Origin of the sequence: Tabrizicola sp. M-4, from assembly GCF_051132405.1 — a bacterium.
Taxonomy (GTDB): domain Bacteria; phylum Pseudomonadota; class Alphaproteobacteria; order Rhodobacterales; family Rhodobacteraceae; genus Paragemmobacter.
The window spans coordinates 3,062,843-3,077,370 of record NZ_CP128606.1 but is presented as its reverse complement, the minus strand read 5'-3'; the positions used below and the strand labels follow the sequence as shown (position 1 = coordinate 3,077,370).

At 67.1% G+C, this 14,528-nt stretch carries 12 protein-coding genes; 1 reads left to right on the top strand and 11 read right to left on the bottom strand.

The genetic code is table 11. The features are described from left to right. Nucleotides 1-153: 153 nt before the first annotated feature. The 5 genes from TabM4_RS15070 to TabM4_RS15050 all read right to left on the bottom strand — a co-directional run bounded on the left by TabM4_RS15070 (nt 154) and on the right by TabM4_RS15050 (nt 5,375). Nucleotides 154-1,728 (bottom strand): 5-guanidino-2-oxopentanoate decarboxylase, encoded by a 1,575-nt coding sequence (locus TabM4_RS15070; RefSeq protein WP_434614043.1) that lies wholly within the window; start codon nt 1,726-1,728, stop codon nt 154-156. Then, nucleotides 1,725-2,909 carry a pyridoxal phosphate-dependent aminotransferase gene (locus tag TabM4_RS15065; RefSeq protein WP_434614041.1) on the bottom strand — a complete coding sequence of 395 codons (1,185 nt, stop codon included), beginning with the start codon at nt 2,907-2,909 and terminating at the stop codon, nt 1,725-1,727. Before TabM4_RS15065 ends, TabM4_RS15070 begins: the two co-directional genes overlap by 4 nt. Next, the gene (locus tag TabM4_RS15060; protein ID WP_434614038.1) at nt 2,906-3,574 is read right to left on the bottom strand and encodes a TetR family transcriptional regulator C-terminal domain-containing protein; all 669 of its coding nucleotides are present in this window, start codon (nt 3,572-3,574) and stop codon (nt 2,906-2,908) included. The genes TabM4_RS15065 and TabM4_RS15060 overlap by 4 nt, the downstream gene beginning before the upstream one ends. Before the next feature lie 115 nt (nt 3,575-3,689). Beyond that, a complete protein-coding gene (locus TabM4_RS15055) occupies nt 3,690-4,577 on the bottom strand; it encodes a cation diffusion facilitator family transporter (RefSeq protein WP_434614036.1) in 888 nt (295 codons plus the stop codon). A gap of 111 nt (nt 4,578-4,688) precedes the next feature. Beyond that, entirely contained in the window at nt 4,689-5,375 is a 687-nt protein-coding gene (locus TabM4_RS15050) for an SH3 domain-containing protein (protein ID WP_434614033.1), read from the bottom strand. 166 nt (nt 5,376-5,541) lie between these two features. On the opposite strand from TabM4_RS15050, the gene TabM4_RS15045 reads away from it, so the two are divergent. Continuing rightward, a complete protein-coding gene (locus TabM4_RS15045; RefSeq protein WP_434614030.1) occupies nt 5,542-6,528 on the top strand; it encodes a 2-hydroxyacid dehydrogenase in 987 nt (328 codons plus the stop codon). A 9-nt stretch (nt 6,529-6,537) separates the two neighbouring features. On the opposite strand, the gene TabM4_RS15040 is transcribed toward TabM4_RS15045, so the two are convergent. The 6 genes from TabM4_RS15040 to TabM4_RS15015 all read right to left on the bottom strand — a co-directional run bounded on the left by TabM4_RS15040 (nt 6,538) and on the right by TabM4_RS15015 (nt 14,487). Next, nucleotides 6,538-7,548 carry an NAD-dependent epimerase/dehydratase family protein gene (locus TabM4_RS15040; protein WP_434614027.1) on the bottom strand — a complete coding sequence of 337 codons (1,011 nt, stop codon included), beginning with the start codon at nt 7,546-7,548 and terminating at the stop codon, nt 6,538-6,540. 105 nt (nt 7,549-7,653) lie between these two features. Next, entirely contained in the window at nt 7,654-8,907 is a 1,254-nt protein-coding gene (locus TabM4_RS15035; protein ID WP_434614024.1) for an NAD(P)/FAD-dependent oxidoreductase, read from the bottom strand. Nucleotides 8,908-9,144: 237 nt separating this feature from the next. Then, a complete protein-coding gene (locus TabM4_RS15030; protein ID WP_434614022.1) occupies nt 9,145-10,305 on the bottom strand; it encodes an iron-containing alcohol dehydrogenase in 1,161 nt (386 codons plus the stop codon). 5 nt (nt 10,306-10,310) lie between these two features. Then, entirely contained in the window at nt 10,311-11,690 is a 1,380-nt protein-coding gene (locus tag TabM4_RS15025; protein ID WP_434614019.1) for an aldehyde dehydrogenase family protein, read from the bottom strand. 72 nt (nt 11,691-11,762) lie between these two features. Beyond that, nucleotides 11,763-13,130, bottom strand: a complete 1,368-nt coding sequence (locus tag TabM4_RS15020) for a glutamine synthetase family protein (RefSeq protein ID WP_434614016.1) — start codon at nt 13,128-13,130, stop codon at nt 11,763-11,765. A gap of 319 nt (nt 13,131-13,449) precedes the next feature. Then, a complete protein-coding gene (locus TabM4_RS15015) occupies nt 13,450-14,487 on the bottom strand; it encodes a TRAP transporter substrate-binding protein (protein WP_434614013.1) in 1,038 nt (345 codons plus the stop codon). Nucleotides 14,488-14,528 lie beyond the last annotated feature (41 nt).

Here is a 14,528-nt window from a genome sequence, read left to right as displayed (position 1 = left end):
AATGCAAATGCTGCCAATCGGAGCGCCGCGCGAAGGGCGCGGCGCAAGCCTTTCCTCTCGCCTGCGCGCGTGCCGCGCTCCGGCTCGGATGGCGGGGGCACTTCGCCCCCCGCACCCCCCGAGGGTATTTTGGCCGAGACGAAGCCCAATGCCTCAGGAGGTGACGCGGATTTCGATCAGTCGCGGGCCGGACTGTGGTTCGGAAAGGGCGGCGTGCAAGGCGGCGGGGTCTTCGGGGACGCTTTGGAAGGTCAGGTTGCAGGCGGCGGCGAAGGGGGCGAGGTTCAGGGGGCTGGGGCTGCAGCCGATGATCTCGGTCTGGGCGTCGCGCATGGCCTCGGCTATTTCGCGGTAGCTGGCGTTGTTCCAGACGAGGAAGGTGAGCGGAAGGTTTTCGTCAACCGCGACGCGCAGTTCGGCAGGGTCGAATTGCAGGCCGCCATCGCCGATGAGGCAGACAGTGGGCGTGCCGGGATTGGCGATGGCCGCGCCGATGGATGCGCCGGGGCCGAAGCCCAGCGCACCGAAGCCGGTGGCGGCGTTGAACCAGCCGCCGGGGCGGTCATGGTCGTAGAAGAGGTTGGCGGCATAGACCGGCTGGGTGCTGTCGCCCACGATCTGCGCGCCGGGGAGGGCGGTGCGGATCGCCTCGACCATCGCGAGCTGGGAGGGCATGGCGGGATGGAGGTGTGCGAGTTCGGTACGGGCCTTTTCGCGTGCGGTGGCGGCGCGGGAGGGGCCCTCGGCCTGTTTCGCCGCGAGATGGGGAAGCAGGGCCGCGATGGTGGGGGCCGTCTCGGCCTTGATCGTGAGCGCGGCCGGATGACGGGCGAGTTGATCGGCGCAGACATCGACGCGGATCATGCCGGACAGATCGGGGAAGCCGCCGCGCACATACATGTCGTAATCGGTGGGGCCGAGTTCGGTGCCGAGGGCGAGGATCCGGTCGGCCTGCCGGATGAGATCGCGCGGGGCGTCGAGCGAGGGGGAACCGGGGACGCAAAGCGGGTGGGCGTGCAGCATGCCGCGCGCGTTCACCGTAAGGATCACAGGCGCGTCGAGGGTTTCGGCTAGCTGACGCAGGGCCGCATCGCAGCCGCGCGCGCCGCCGCCTGCTAGGATCACGGGGCGCCGGGCGGCGTTCAGCAGTTGGGCTGCCTGAGCGATCTGTTTTGCGTCGGGACCGGGGCGCGTGGGAAGGGGCGCGCGGGGGGCCGCGGGCGCGGCCAGTGGCATCACGTCGGTCGGGATCTCGATATGCACGGGGCCGGGACGTCCGGTAAGGAGGTTGGCAAAGGCCCGGTCGAGCAAGGGTTCGAGATCGGCGGGGTCCTCCAGCCGTTCGGTGGGGCAGAGGGGGCGGACCATGGCGGCCTGATCGGGGAGTTCGTGCAGGAGGCCGAGGCCCCTGCCAAGGCTGTTGCGCCGGTTGACGCCGGAGATGACGAGGATCGGGACAGAGTCGGCCTTGGCCTGACCCATGGCGGTGAGGGCGTTCAGGAGGCCGGGACCGGTGATGACGAAGGCAACGCCGGGTTTTCCGGAGGCGCGGGCATAGCCGTCGGCCATGAAGGCCGCGCCCTGTTCGTGGCGGGGGGTGACATGGCGGATGCCGCCACCGGCGAGGCCACGGTAGAGTTCGATCGTGTGGACGCCGGGGATGCCGAATACCACCTCGACCCCGCGCGCCTTCAATCCTTCGACGAGGGCCTGACCGACCGTCCTCATGCCGCCATCCTCCGGGCTGCGGCGAAGGCGGCGATGCGGGTGCAGGCCTCTGCGATGCGATCATCGGGTTGGGTGAGGGAGAGGCGGAGCCAGCCTGCGAGGGCGGTGCCGAAGCTTTCGCCGGGCATGGTGGCGACTTTCGCCTCGGCCAGCAGGGCGCGGGCGAAGGCATCGCCGGTCATCCCTGTGGCGCGGATGTCGAGCAGGGCGAACATGCCCGCCTGCGGCATGTGGACCTGAAGGCCTGACACACCGTCGAGCCGGTCGCGGATCAGGGTGGCGCGGCGCTGGAAGCGGGCCATCATCTCGGCCGCGACGGGGGAGGGGGCGGAGATGGCGGCGGCGGTCATGTCGGCGATGAAGGGTTGGCTGCCGAAGAGCATGGTTTCCGACAGCGGCAGGAGGCGGGCGCAGAATTCAGCCGGGCCGATGCACCAGCCGGAGCGGAAGCCGGGGGCGGCGTGGGATTTGGAAATGGAGGAGGCGACGATGACGCGGTCGGCGAATTCGGGCAGATCGAGGGGGGAGGCGAAGGTCACGCCGGGGAAGCAGAGATCTTCGTAGACCTCGTCGCAGAGGACCCAGAGGTCATGGGCGGCGGCGAGATGGCAAAGGGCGGTGAGGTCGTCCTTCGTGAGGACCGCCCCGGTGGGGTTGTGCGGGCTGTTGAGGAAGAGGACGCGGGTGCGGGGCGTGATGCGGGCAGCCACATCGGCGGGTTGCATCCGGAAGCCCGCCTCGGGGCGCAGCGGTACGGGGATGACGGCGGCGCCGGTGGCGCGGATCAGGCCTTCATAGGTGGCATACATGGGATCGCCCACCAGCACCTCGTCGCCTTCGGAGACCAAGGTCTGGAGGATGGCATAAAGCGTGGTCTGGGTGCCGGGCAGGCACATGATCTGATCCTTGCCGATCGGACGCCCGCGCCGGGCGCTGTAGCGGGCCGAGAGGGCGGCGAGCAGCGCGGGTTCGCCCCGTCCGTTGGAGTAACCCGTGCGACCGGCAAGCATCGCGGCATGGGCGGTTTCCATAAGCGTGGCGGGGGTGGGGACGTCGGGTTCGCCGATGGTGAGTTCGATCACGGGTTCACCGGCGGCCTGCATGCGGCGGGCCAGTGCATGGATCTCCCATTTCGCGCCGCCCAATCCGGCGAGGCGTTCGGTGACGGGGGCGTATCTCATGCGTGGGTCTTTCTGTCTGGGAGGTCGGAATAGGCGGAGGCGGGGAAGCGGACGCCCAGCATCGCTCCGATGCCGTCCAGCGCGATGCGCAGCAATTCGCCTCTGTCGAAGTTGTCCGGCAGCGAGCCCCCTTCGATCCACAGCCCGTCGATCAGGGCATTGCAGGCAATGGCCTCGCGACGGTCGCGGGCGGGGTCTGCCGGGCGGGGAAGGGCGGCGATCAGTTCCTGCAGGCGGTCGCGATAGCCTAGATAGGTGGCCTCGTGGATGTCGTGCATCACGGGGTCGTTGCGGCCCAGATGCATGTAGCCCGCCCAGACACCGACCAGCAAGGTGGTCATCACGGGGGGGCGGAAATTCGCGGCGATGAAGGCCGCAAGGCGACCCACCGGGTCATCCTGCGGCTGGGCGGCGGCGGCGCGCAGCGCTTCGTGCGTCATGGCCTCCATCACCTGCCGGTAGACGGCATGGGTGAGTTCCTCTTTCGACTGGAAGTAGTGCCGGATGAGGCCCGGCGTCACCCCGGCACGGGCGGCAATGGCGCGGACGGTGGCGGCCTCGGGCCCGCCTTCGGCGACGAGGGACATGGCCGCTGCGATCAGATCGTCGCGGCGCTTTTCCTCGCCCTCGCGGCGATAGGGGCGGCGGAGGACTTGAGACGTCATGGGGTGCCCGTGAATTATACGGTTGAATAATAAATTTCATGCCCCGTGGGCGCAAGGGGCCACTTCAACATTGCCACAGCCAAGAGCGGTTGGCGATGGAGCGATTGTATGGGGATCAATGCGTCTGTGCGGTTCCGGGGGATTGTGCGTCGCGGGCAACATCCTTGTGCACGATGACATCGGCCTGCGGGTAAGCATCGAGGATCGCGCGGCGGAGGCCTGCGCCGATGGAATGGGCATCGCGCAGGGATTGGTCGCCGTCCAGTTCGATATGGATGTTGACGAAGACGCGGCTGCCAGCGGTGCGGGTCTTGAGGTCGTGATAGCCATGCACGCCCGGCCAGCCTTCGGCGATGCGCCCGATGCCCTCGACGATGGCCGGATCGGCGCGGCGGTCCATGAGTGCATCCCATGCGCCCTTGCCGATCTTGACCGCGCCGAGGATCAGCATCGCGGCGGCACCGAGGGCAACGATGGAGTCGATGGAGGCAAGGCCGAAGCGGCTGGAGGCCCAGAGCGAGAGGATCGCGCCGATGTTGGGCAGGAGGTCGCCAAGGTAATGCAGGCGATCCGCCGCGACGACCTTGCTGCCGGTGCGGCGGGCGACGCGGCCCTGCCACCACACGAGGGCGAGGGTCAGCAGGATGGAGATCGACATCACCACCATGCCGAAGCCTTCGTCGGCAAGCGGGGTGGGGTCCGGTGACAGGAGCCTGTCGACCGCGCCCCAGCCGATGGCGAGGGCCGCGATGACGATGAAGATGGATTGCCCCAGCGCGGCAAGGTCTTCGGCGGAGCTGTGGCCGAAGGCGTGGTCCTCGTCGGCGGGTTTGGCGGCATAGATGATGGCGGCCATGGCGCCGAGGCTGACCATCAGGTCCATCGCGCTGTCGGCAAGCGAGGCAGCGACCGAAAGCGCGCCTGTCTGGCCCAGCGCCCAGAGCTTCAGCCCCACCAGAGTGCCCGCCACGAGGACCGAGGCGATCCCGGCGGAGATGGTCATGCGGGTCTGTTCGGGCAGGGACATGGCAAGGACTCGGACTGTGACGGACTGTTGGCCGCCCGGTATCAAAGCCCCTGCACCGGGATCAAGCGAGAGTGACTCGCAATCGGATCATTCCACCACTTCGCCGGGAGCCACGCCCCAGAGCGAAGCCTTCTCGACCCAGCCCCGTTCCCCGTCGACCGAGATGCGGCACCAGTCGGCCTCGCATTCCTGAACCCAGCCGACGACATTGCGTTCGGCCTTGAAGATCACCTCGGACTCGGCCTGCGGGCGGCTGTGGAATTCGGCGATGTCGGCGGCGATCAGGACCGAGCGGACGCCGGAGAGGAGCGAGTAATGCACCCAGCCGCCGACGCCTTCGGCATCTTCGACCCGGCGCCAGTTCTCGTATTCCGCGGTGATCTTCAAGGGCATGCCGGACCGTGTGAAGACCCAGTCGATGCGGTGGGTCAGGCCGGGGCCGCGGCGGGCGTTGCCCTCGTTGCCCTTCAGGCTGACATAGCGGGGCAGGGGCAGGTTGGTGACCGCGCCGCGGTTCGGATCGCGGAGCGGGGCCTTGGAGGTGGGGGATGCCGCCTGAGCGGCGGCAGCGGTGCCATCCGTCGGGGTTGTGGCCGCCGGTGCAGGGGACGGAGCGGCGAGCGGCGGGGCGGCCTCTGGTGGCGGGGCGGGTTGGGCGGCGGCGGGGACGAGGCCATCGGGGCGCGGCATGGGCCGCGTCACCTCTTGCCCGAGGGCGGGAATGCCCCCCAGCACAAGAACACCCGCCAGCGCCCAGCCTACGCGACCTGTCATCACAACCGCCTGTCCTTTGCCCGCATCCGGTTGGCCGGAGGGGGCCTTACTGCCCATCGGGTCCGCGTCGTCGCGCGCACCTCTTGCTTCGGGGGCTTGTGCCTGCCCACGCTTCCCGCCACTTTGCCACCGAGGGAACGGATTTGGAAGTGCAGGGAGGATGCCGATGCCCGCAGGCCGCTTGAGTGTTGTCGTGACGCGACGGTTGCCCGAGCCGGTTGAAACCCGGATGAAGGAACTCTTCGACGTCGAGTTGCGCGATCCGGACCTGCCGATGACGCGCGAGGAACTGGCGCTGGCGATGCAGCGGGCGGATGTTCTGGTGCCCACGATCACCGATCAGATCGATGCGGGTCTTCTGGGGCAGGCCGGGGACCGGCTTAAGCTGATCGCGAATTACGGCGCGGGGGTGGACCATATCGACGTGGCGACGGCGCGGCAGCGGGGCATCCTCGTTTCCAACACGCCCGGCGTGGTGACGGAGGATACCGCCGACATGACCATGGCGCTGATCCTTGGCGTCACGCGGCGCATTCCGGAGGGGTTGGCGGTGATGCAGTCGGGCGAATGGCCGGGCTGGTCGCCCATGGCGCTGCTGGGGGGGCGGATCGGGGGCAAGCGGCTGGGCATCCTTGGCATGGGGCGCATCGGGCAGGCGGTGGCGAAACGCGCGCGGGCCTTCGGGATGCAGATCCATTACCACAACCGCCGCCGTCTTCGCCCGGAGGTGGAGGCGGAGCTTGAGGCGACGTGGTGGGAGAGCCTTGACCAGATGATCGCCCGGATGGACGTGATTTCCATCAACTGCCCGCATACGCCATCGACCTATCACCTGATGAATGCGCGGCGGTTGAAGCTGTTGAAGCCGTCTGCCGTGATCGTCAACACCTCGCGCGGGGAGGTGATCGACGAGAATGCCCTGACGCGGATGCTGCGCGCGCGGGAGATCGCGGGGGCGGGGCTGGACGTCTATGAGCGGGGGGCGGAGATCAACCCGCGCCTGCGGGAATTGCCGAATGTCGTGCTGCTGCCGCATATGGGATCGGCCACGATCGAAGGGCGGATCGAGATGGGCGAGAAAGTGATCATCAACATCAAGACCTTTGCCGACGGGCATAGGCCGCCGGATCAGGTGGTGCCCGCGATGCTGTGAGGCGGGGCCCTAGACCCCGTAGTAATCGCGATACCAGTCGACGAAGCGGCGGACGCCGTCGCGGATGTCGGTGCGGGGCAGGGGGCCGGTGAGCGCCTCGATCAGCGTGGCGTCGGCCCATGTTTCGGGCACGTCGCCGGGTTGCATGGGCAGGAGGCGTTTGCGCGCGGGGCGGCCTGTCGCCTGTTCCACGGCCTGAACGAACTCCATCAGGCCGACGGGGGCGCCGTTGCCGATGTTAACGATCCGGTAAGGAGCGACAGGGGAGAGGTTGTCGGCGGGGCCTGCGGGCGCGCGTGGCGGCAGGGCGATCAAGCGGCAGATTCCTTCAATTAAATCAGAGACATAGGTGAAGTCCCGGCGCATGTAGCCGTGGTTGTAGATGTCGATCTCATCGCCCGCGAGGATTGCCTTGGTGAATTTGAAAAGCGCCATGTCGGGGCGGCCCCATGGGCCGTAGACGGTGAAGAAGCGGAACATCGTGGTGGGGATGCTGTAGAGATGGGCATAGGAATGGGCCATCGCCTCGCCCGCCTTCTTGGTTGCGGCATAGAAGGAAAGGGGGTGATCGGCTGCGTGCCGCTCGGCATAGGGCATGGCCGTGTTCGCGCCGTAGACCGATGAGGTGGAGGCGATGAGGAGGTGGGAGGGTTTCGCGCTGCGCGCGGCCTCCAGCACCTCATGCGCGCCGATGAGGTTGGCGGTGACATAGCTGCGCGGGGCGTCGATGGAGTGGCGCACCCCGGCCTGCGCGGCGAGGTGGATCAGGCAGTCGCGGCCCGCCGCGAGGTCGGCGACGAGGCCGGGGGTTTCCAGCATCCCCTCGACCGGGGTGAAGGCGGGATGGTCGGCAAGGAGGGCGTGGCGGCGCTGTTTCAGCGTGACGTCGTAATAGGGCGTCATCCCGTCGAGGCCCGTCACCTGCCAGCCATCGGCAAGCAGGCGCTGGCAGAGGTGGAAGCCGATGAATCCGGCGGACCCTGTGACGAGGGCGTGGCGTTGGGGGGCTTGGGCGGACATGGGGAACCTATACACTCGTGACTGCGTCCTTCCTCACCCGGACCGGGGCGAGGATCAAGCGGGAAGCTTAACCGAAGCTTGCCGAAACGGGCGCTGTGGCCGGGATCAGAACCGCGAGGGCAGGACCGGGGCGAGGTCCATCTCGGGGCTGCGCCCGGCGATGAGGTCCGCGATGAGGCGTGCGGTGACCGGGGCGAGCGAGACGCCAAGATGGCCGTGGCCATAGGCGTGCAGGATTTCGCCCCCCGCGCGGGAGGGGCCGATGACGGGCACGCTGTCCGGCATGGAGGGGCGGAAGCCCATCCACGAGCGGTCGGGTTCGGGCAGGTCGGGGAAGATTTCCCGTGCGCCTTCAACGAGTTTCGCGATGCGATGGGGGGAGGGGGGCGCGGTGAGGCCGCCCAGTTCCACCGTGCCCGCGACGCGCAGGCGGCCCTGCATCGGGCAGAGGTAGAAGCCGCGCGTGGTGGGGCAGGTGGGACGGGTGACGGGGGGCTGCGCCATGGCCCATTCGACATGGTAGCCGCGTTCGGTATCGAGGGGCACGCGGTCGCCCGCCTGTGCCGCGAGGCTGCGGGAATGGGCGCCAGCGGCGATGATGGCGCGGCGGGCATGGAGATGCAGGCCGGGGCCGGAGATGGAGACGCCCGAGACATGGCGGGTCAGGCGGTCGGCGCGGGTGGCGATGATCTCGGCCTCGGCGCGGACGCGGGCGGCGAGGAGGCCGATCATGCGGCCCGGATCATCGAGGAAGACCGCCTTCGGGAAGAAGGCGGCACCGCCCTCCACCTCGGGCAGGGCGGGTTCCATCTGGCGCAGGGTGGCGGGGTCGATGAGGTCGACCGTGACGCCGAGAGAGCGGCGGAAGGCCATATCGCGTTCGGCGGCGCGGAAGCCTGCGGATGTCTCGTAAACATAGAGGCAGCCACGGTTTTTCAGGATGTCGCGGCCACTGATGCGGGCACCCAGATCGCGCCAGTCGGTGGTGGCGGTGGAGAGGAGGGCGGCGATGGTGCGGGCGTTGCGTTCGGCGGCGCGGGGCAGGGATTGCAGCGCGAAGCGGGCGAGCCAGGGCAGGAGGGCGGGCAGGGCGGCGCGGCGGATGGCGAGGGGGGAGTTGCGGTCGAAGAGGAGGGAGGGGAGATTTCGCAGCACGTCGGGGGTGCCGACGGGCAGGACGGCGTAATCGGCGATTGTCCCGGCATTTCCGTAGCTTGCCGCCGTTTCGGCGACGGTTTCGCCGGGCGGGTGCGGGTCGATCAGCACCACCTCACGGCCTTCGGTGATGAGCCGTTCGGCAATGGCCAGACCCACGACTCCGGCGCCGATGATGGCGATGTCGGTGGTGATGTGGCGCATCTTCGGGGGCTCCGGGTAACGGTTAATTCGGGCGATCCGGCGGGAATTCGGGGCGGTTCGGGCCGCTTTGCCTGTGCCGGGTTCTGTGCCGTAAACTGTACCGCAAAGTGTTCATACAAATTCGAGCAGAGTGGAGGGGAAGAAAATGGTTAACCGTGCTTTGCTGCACAGAGGTGGTCACCCCCTCCCTGACCCTCCCCCGTCTGGACGGGGGAGGGAAGGGCGCGCCGGGGCGTGTTACATGCAGGCCTGATAGAGCGCGCGGGTGTTCTCGCGCGTCATTTCCAGCGGGTTGCCGCCGCAGGACGGGTCTTCCAGCGCCATTTCGGTGAGTTCGTCCAGACGCGCCGCCTCTACCCCCATCGCGGTGAGATTGGCGGGGATGTTCAGCGTCGCGCGCAGGTTCATCACCGCCTGACGGAAGCCGTCGAAGCCGCCCGCGATGCCGATATAGGCGGCGGCCTTTTCGATGCGGGCCTCGATCGCGGGACGGTTGAAGTCCAGCACCATGGGCATGACAACCGCATTCGTGGTGCCGTGATGGGTGTTGTAGACTGCGCCGACGGGGTGGGAGAGCGAGTGGATCGCGCCCAGCCCCTTCTGGAAGGCCACCGCGCCCATGGCGGCGGCGGACATCATATGCGCCCGCGCCTCGAGGTTGGTGGGGTCGCTGTAGGCGGTGGGGAGGTTCTCGAAGACGAGGCGCATCCCTTCCAGCGCGATGCCTTGGGACATCGGGTGGTAGAAGGGGGAACAGAACGCCTCGAGGCAATGCGCCAGCGCGTCCATGCCGGTGCCTGCGGTGATGAATTTCGGCATGCCGACGGTGAGGGCCGGGTCGCAGATGGTGACGGCGGGCATGAGTTTGGGGTGGAAGATGATCTTCTTCTTGTGCGTGACGGAATTGGTCAGCACGCCCGCGCGGCCCACTTCGGACCCCGTGCCTGCGGTGGTGGGGACCGCCACGATGGGGGCGATCTTTGCGCTGTCGGCGCGGGTGTACCAGTCGTCGATGTCTTCCAGATCCCAGACCGAGAGGTCGGCGCGCTGATGCGCCATCAGCGCGATCATCTTGCCGAGATCCAGTGCCGAGCCGCCGCCGAAGCAGATCACGCCGTCATGGCCGCCAGCCTTGTAGACCTTGATGCCGGCTTCCATGTTGCCTTCGTTGGGGTTGGGGTCCACGTCGGAGAAGACCGCCGTGCCCAGCCCTGCCTTGGACAGGACCGCGACCGCTTCGGCCGTGATGGGCAGGGAGGCCAGCGCCTTGTCCGTCACGAAAAGCGGCTTGGTGATGCCCGCCGCCTTGCAGTGGTCGGCCAGTTCATTGACGCGGCCCACGCCGAATTTGATGGCGGTGGGGTAGGACCAGTTCCGGTTGGGAACGTTGTGGGTCATGGGGTTCAGACCTTCTTGAGGTGATAGGATTTCGGACGGGTCACCGAATGGAACCCGAGATAGGAGAGGCTGCCGCCGCGCCCGGTGTCCTTGCACCCTGTCCAGCAGAGCGCGGGGTCAAGGTAATCGGCGCGGTTCATGAAGACGGTGCCTGTTTCGATGCGCTGGCCGATGGCCTGCGCGGTTTCGTAATCCTGCGTCCAGACCGAAGCCGTCAGGCCGTAGGGCGAGTCGTTCATCAGGCGGATGGCTTCCTCGTCATCCTTGACCTTCATGATGCCGACGACGGGGCCGAAGGATTCCTCGGTCATCACGCGCATGGAGTGGTCGACGTTGACGAGGACCTGCGGCGCGAGATAGGCGCCGCCGTCATCGGCGGGGAAGAGGGCGGGGTCGATCAGGGGCTTGGCGCCTGCGGCGATGGCGTCGGCGATCTGGCTGCGGACCACGGCGGCGAAGCGCTTGTTGGCCATCGGGCCGAGGGTGGTTTCGGCGTCGAAGGGGTTGCCGAGTTTCAGCGTCTTGACCCAGGCCACGGCCTTTTCGACGAAGGCGTCGTAGAGGCTTTCGTGGACGTAGATGCGTTCGATGCCGCAGCAGCACTGGCCCGCGTTGTACATCGCGCCGTCCATGAGCGTATCCACCGCGGCGTCGAGATTGGCGTCATGGCGGACATAGCCGGGGTCCTTGCCGCCGAGTTCGAGGCCGAGGGGCGTGAAGGTGCCCGCCGCTGCCTTTTCCATCGCGACGCCACCCGCCACCGATCCGGTGAAGTTGACGAAGCCGAAGGAGCGGGCAGCGATCAACGCTTCGGTCGTGGCGTGGTCGAGGACGACGTTTTGGAAGACGTCTTCGGGGATGCCTGCGGCGTGGAACGCCTCGGCGAGGCGTTCGCCGACCTTCATGGTCTGGGATGCGTGTTTCAGGACGACCGTGTTCCCCGCGATCAGGGCCGGGACGAGGGTGTTGATCGTGGTCAGGTAGGGGTAGTTCCACGGGGCCACGATGAACACCACGCCCACCGGTTCACGGGCGAGGTAGCGGCGGAACTTGTCGCTGTCTTCGATCATGTGGGGAGCGAGCGTCGCCGCCGCGATGTCAGCCATGTATTCCGTGCGGGCGTTCACGCCGCCGAATTCGCCGCCGAAGCGGGTGGGGCGGCCCATCTGCCATGCGATTTCCTCGACGATCACCGCCGACATGTCGTTGAGCTTCTTCACGCCTGCCTTGACCAGCGCGATGCGGTCTTCCAGCGGGCGGGCGGCCCATGCCTTTTGCGCGGCCTTGGCGCGGGCGGCGGCGGCGAAGGCCGCGTCGCGGGAAAGCGGCATGCGTTCGAGATAGACCGATCCATCGACCGGCGAGATGAGTTGGATGGGTTTCATATTCGTCGTCCTTGTAGGGCGGGGTTCACCCCGCCATCGGTTCGGGGCGGGCGGGGTGAACCCCGCCCTACGTTAAGCGCGTTCCAGCAGGCGCTGGAGTTCGAAATCGGTCACGACGCGATCGGTTTCCGAAATCTCCCACTGCGCGGCGTGGTGGTAATGTTCGACCACATCATCGCCGAAGGCCGCGCGCAGCATGCTGGAGCCGAGCAGGCGGTCGGCGGCCTCGCGCAGGGTTTTCGGAATTTCGCGGGCGTTCCGGGCGGCATACATGTCGCCCTTCATTTCGGGTTCCAGTTCCAGTTTCTGTTCGATCCCGGCAAGCCCCGCCGCCAGCAGCGCGGCGCAGCAGAGATAGGGGTTCACATCGGAACCGGGGATGCGGCATTCCACGCGGACGGCCTTGGTGTGTTCGCCGCAGACGCGGAAGCCCGCGGTGCGGTTGTCGGCGCTCCAGACCGCTTTCGTCGGCGCGAAGAGGCCGATGCAGAAACGTTTGTAGCTGTTGACATAGGGGGCGAGGAAGGCGGTGATTTCCTGCGCATGCGCAAGTTGGCCCGCGAGGAAGTGCTTCATCGTGGCCGACATGCCATGCGCGTCATCGTGGTCGTAGAAGGCGGGCTTGCCGTCCAGCGTCCAGAGCGACTGGTGGACATGGGAGGAGGAACCGGCCTTGCGGTGGTCATACTTGGCCATGAAGGTGACGGACTTGCCCTTCAGATGCGCGATTTCCTTCACGCCCTGTTTCACGATGACGTGGTTGTCGGCGGTGTCCAGCGCGTCGGAATAGCGGTAGTTCACCTCGTGTTGGCCGCTGTCGGCCTCGCCCTTGGTATTCTCGATCGGGATGCCCGCGCCGTAGAGGTGGTTCCTCACGTCGCGCATGAGGCTTTCTTCCTTGGTGGTCTGGAAGATGTGGTAATCCTCGTTATAGGCGCTGATGGGTTTGAGGTTGGCGAAGCCCTGATCGCGCAGGTTCTCGTAGGCGTTCTCGAAGATGTAGAATTCGAGTTCGGTGGCCATCATGGGTTCGAACCCCATGGCGCGGGCGCGGGCGACCTGTTTCTTCAGGATGGCGCGGGGGGAGATGGCGACCTCTTCGTGGGTATGATGGTCGAGCAGGTCGGCAAGGCAGAGCGCGGTGCCGGGCAGCCATGGCAGCGGGCGCAGGGTGGAGAGGTCGGGCTTCATCACATAGTCGCCATAGCCCTGTTCCCAGCCTGCGGATTTGTAGCCGGGGACGGTGTTCATCTCCATGTCGACGGCGAGGAGGTAGTTGCAGCAATGGGTTTCCTTGTGGCCGCCATTGACGAAGAAGGCGGCGTGGAAGCGTTTGCCCATCAGGCGGCCTTGCATGTCAACGCTGGCGACGAGAACGGTGTCGATCTCGCCGCGCGAGACGGCTTCCTTGAGGGCGTCGAGGGTCATGGTTCCGGGCATCTTTGGCCTCATCCTTGAAACGGGTCGTGCTGGCCCTTGGACGGGCCGGGGAAACGGGGGGTTGACCGGGTGGTCAGCCGCGCCCCGTGGGGGGCTGGGGCCGGAGGGCACCGCCGAATTCGGGCTTGCGCGGCCAGCAGTCGCCGCAGAGGGGAAGGGTGGTCAGGTCCGTGGGCATGGACATCTCCACTTTGCCGGGGCGGGCCGGATGCCCGTGCGGCGGAATTTGATCATATCTTCGCGCAGCCTCCGGCGCAACGGCGGGAACGGGGCAGCAAGGGGGGTGCGGGGGGCGGATCGCCGCCCCCCGCCGGTGGCGTCAGAAACGGTAGGGGCGGCCTGCCGCGACCATGGTTTCGTTATACTTCTTGAAGATGTCGACGACCTTCGCCTTCACATCGGATTCGGCGGCGATCTCGTCCCAGAACACCTGCGCTGCGGTTTCGACCGTCTTCCATTCCTCGTCCGGGATGGTGGTCAGTTGCAGCTTGCCGCCGTTGATGCGCAGGTCGGCCTCGCCCGCCCAGTACCAGTGCTGGCGGTAGTAGTGGGACTGTTCGAAGCAGACCGTCAGCAGTTCCTGCAGATGCGGCGGGATTTCGTTCCAGCGGTCCATGTTGGCGAAGAAATGCCCGATCCATGCGCCCGAGATGTTGTTCGTGAGGAAGTAGTTGGTCACGTTGGACCAGCCCACGGTATAGACCTCGGTGATGCCGGACCATGCGATGCCGTCAAGCTCGCCCGTCTGCATCGCAACCTCGATGTCTTCCCATGGCAACGTGACGGGGACGACGCCGAATTGCGTGAGGAAGCGGCCTGCGGTCGGGAAGGTGAAGATGCGCTTGCCCTGCAGGTCGGCGAGGCTGTTGATCGGGTCCTTGGTGGCGAAGTGGCAGGGGTCCCACGACCCGGCGGAAATGTGCTTCACCCCGACGGCGGCGTATTCCTCTTCCCAGATCTGCTTCAGCCCGTATTTGTTGAAGAGCGCCGGCACGTCGAGCGAGTAGCGCAGCGCCAGCGGGAAGTAGCCGCCGAAGACGGTCACCTCGGTGGGCGAGGCCATCGAGTCATCGTCGGACTGGACGCAGTCGATGGTGCCCGATTGCAGCGCCTGGAAGAGTTCGGCGGTGGGGACGAGCTGGTCGGCGTAGAAGAGTTCGATCTCCATCTGGCCTTGGGCGATGCGGTTGAAGGCGTCGACGGCGGGTTTGACGACCTGTTCGCCCAGAGCGGCCCCGGCATAGGTCTGCATGCGCCACTTGATGGGGGCCTGCGCGCGGACCACGGTCGGCGCGGCAAGGGTCGCGGCACCGGCCAATGCGCCCTTGGTGAGGAAGGAACGTCTTGAGGTCGTCATCTGCGTATCTCCTTGTTGGGTGCGGAGTTTGGGCCCCCGCA

Bases quoted from the DNA above. Each gene is read 5' to 3' on its own strand.
- TabM4_RS15040 (WP_434614027.1), bottom strand. From the start codon at position 7,548: ATGTCCGCCCAAGCCCCCCAACGCCACGCCCTCGTCACAGGGTCCGCC.
- TabM4_RS15065 (WP_434614041.1), bottom strand. From the start codon at position 2,909: ATGAGATACGCCCCCGTCACCGAACGCCTCGCCGGATTGGGCGGCGCG.
- TabM4_RS15035 (WP_434614024.1), bottom strand. From the start codon at position 8,907: ATGCGCCACATCACCACCGACATCGCCATCATCGGCGCCGGAGTCGTG.
- TabM4_RS15015 (WP_434614013.1), bottom strand. From the start codon at position 14,487: ATGACGACCTCAAGACGTTCCTTCCTCACCAAGGGCGCATTGGCCGGT.
- TabM4_RS15025 (WP_434614019.1), bottom strand. From the start codon at position 11,690: ATGAAACCCATCCAACTCATCTCGCCGGTCGATGGATCGGTCTATCTC.
- TabM4_RS15070 (WP_434614043.1), bottom strand. From the start codon at position 1,728: ATGAGGACGGTCGGTCAGGCCCTCGTCGAAGGATTGAAGGCGCGCGGG.
- TabM4_RS15055 (WP_434614036.1), bottom strand. From the start codon at position 4,577: ATGACCATCTCCGCCGGGATCGCCTCGGTCCTCGTGGCGGGCACTCTG.
- TabM4_RS15020 (WP_434614016.1), bottom strand. From the start codon at position 13,130: ATGCCCGGAACCATGACCCTCGACGCCCTCAAGGAAGCCGTCTCGCGC.
- TabM4_RS15060 (WP_434614038.1), bottom strand. From the start codon at position 3,574: ATGACGTCTCAAGTCCTCCGCCGCCCCTATCGCCGCGAGGGCGAGGAA.
- TabM4_RS15030 (WP_434614022.1), bottom strand. From the start codon at position 10,305: ATGACCCACAACGTTCCCAACCGGAACTGGTCCTACCCCACCGCCATC.
- TabM4_RS15045 (WP_434614030.1), top strand. From the start codon at position 5,542: ATGCCCGCAGGCCGCTTGAGTGTTGTCGTGACGCGACGGTTGCCCGAG.
- TabM4_RS15050 (WP_434614033.1), bottom strand. From the start codon at position 5,375: ATGACAGGTCGCGTAGGCTGGGCGCTGGCGGGTGTTCTTGTGCTGGGG.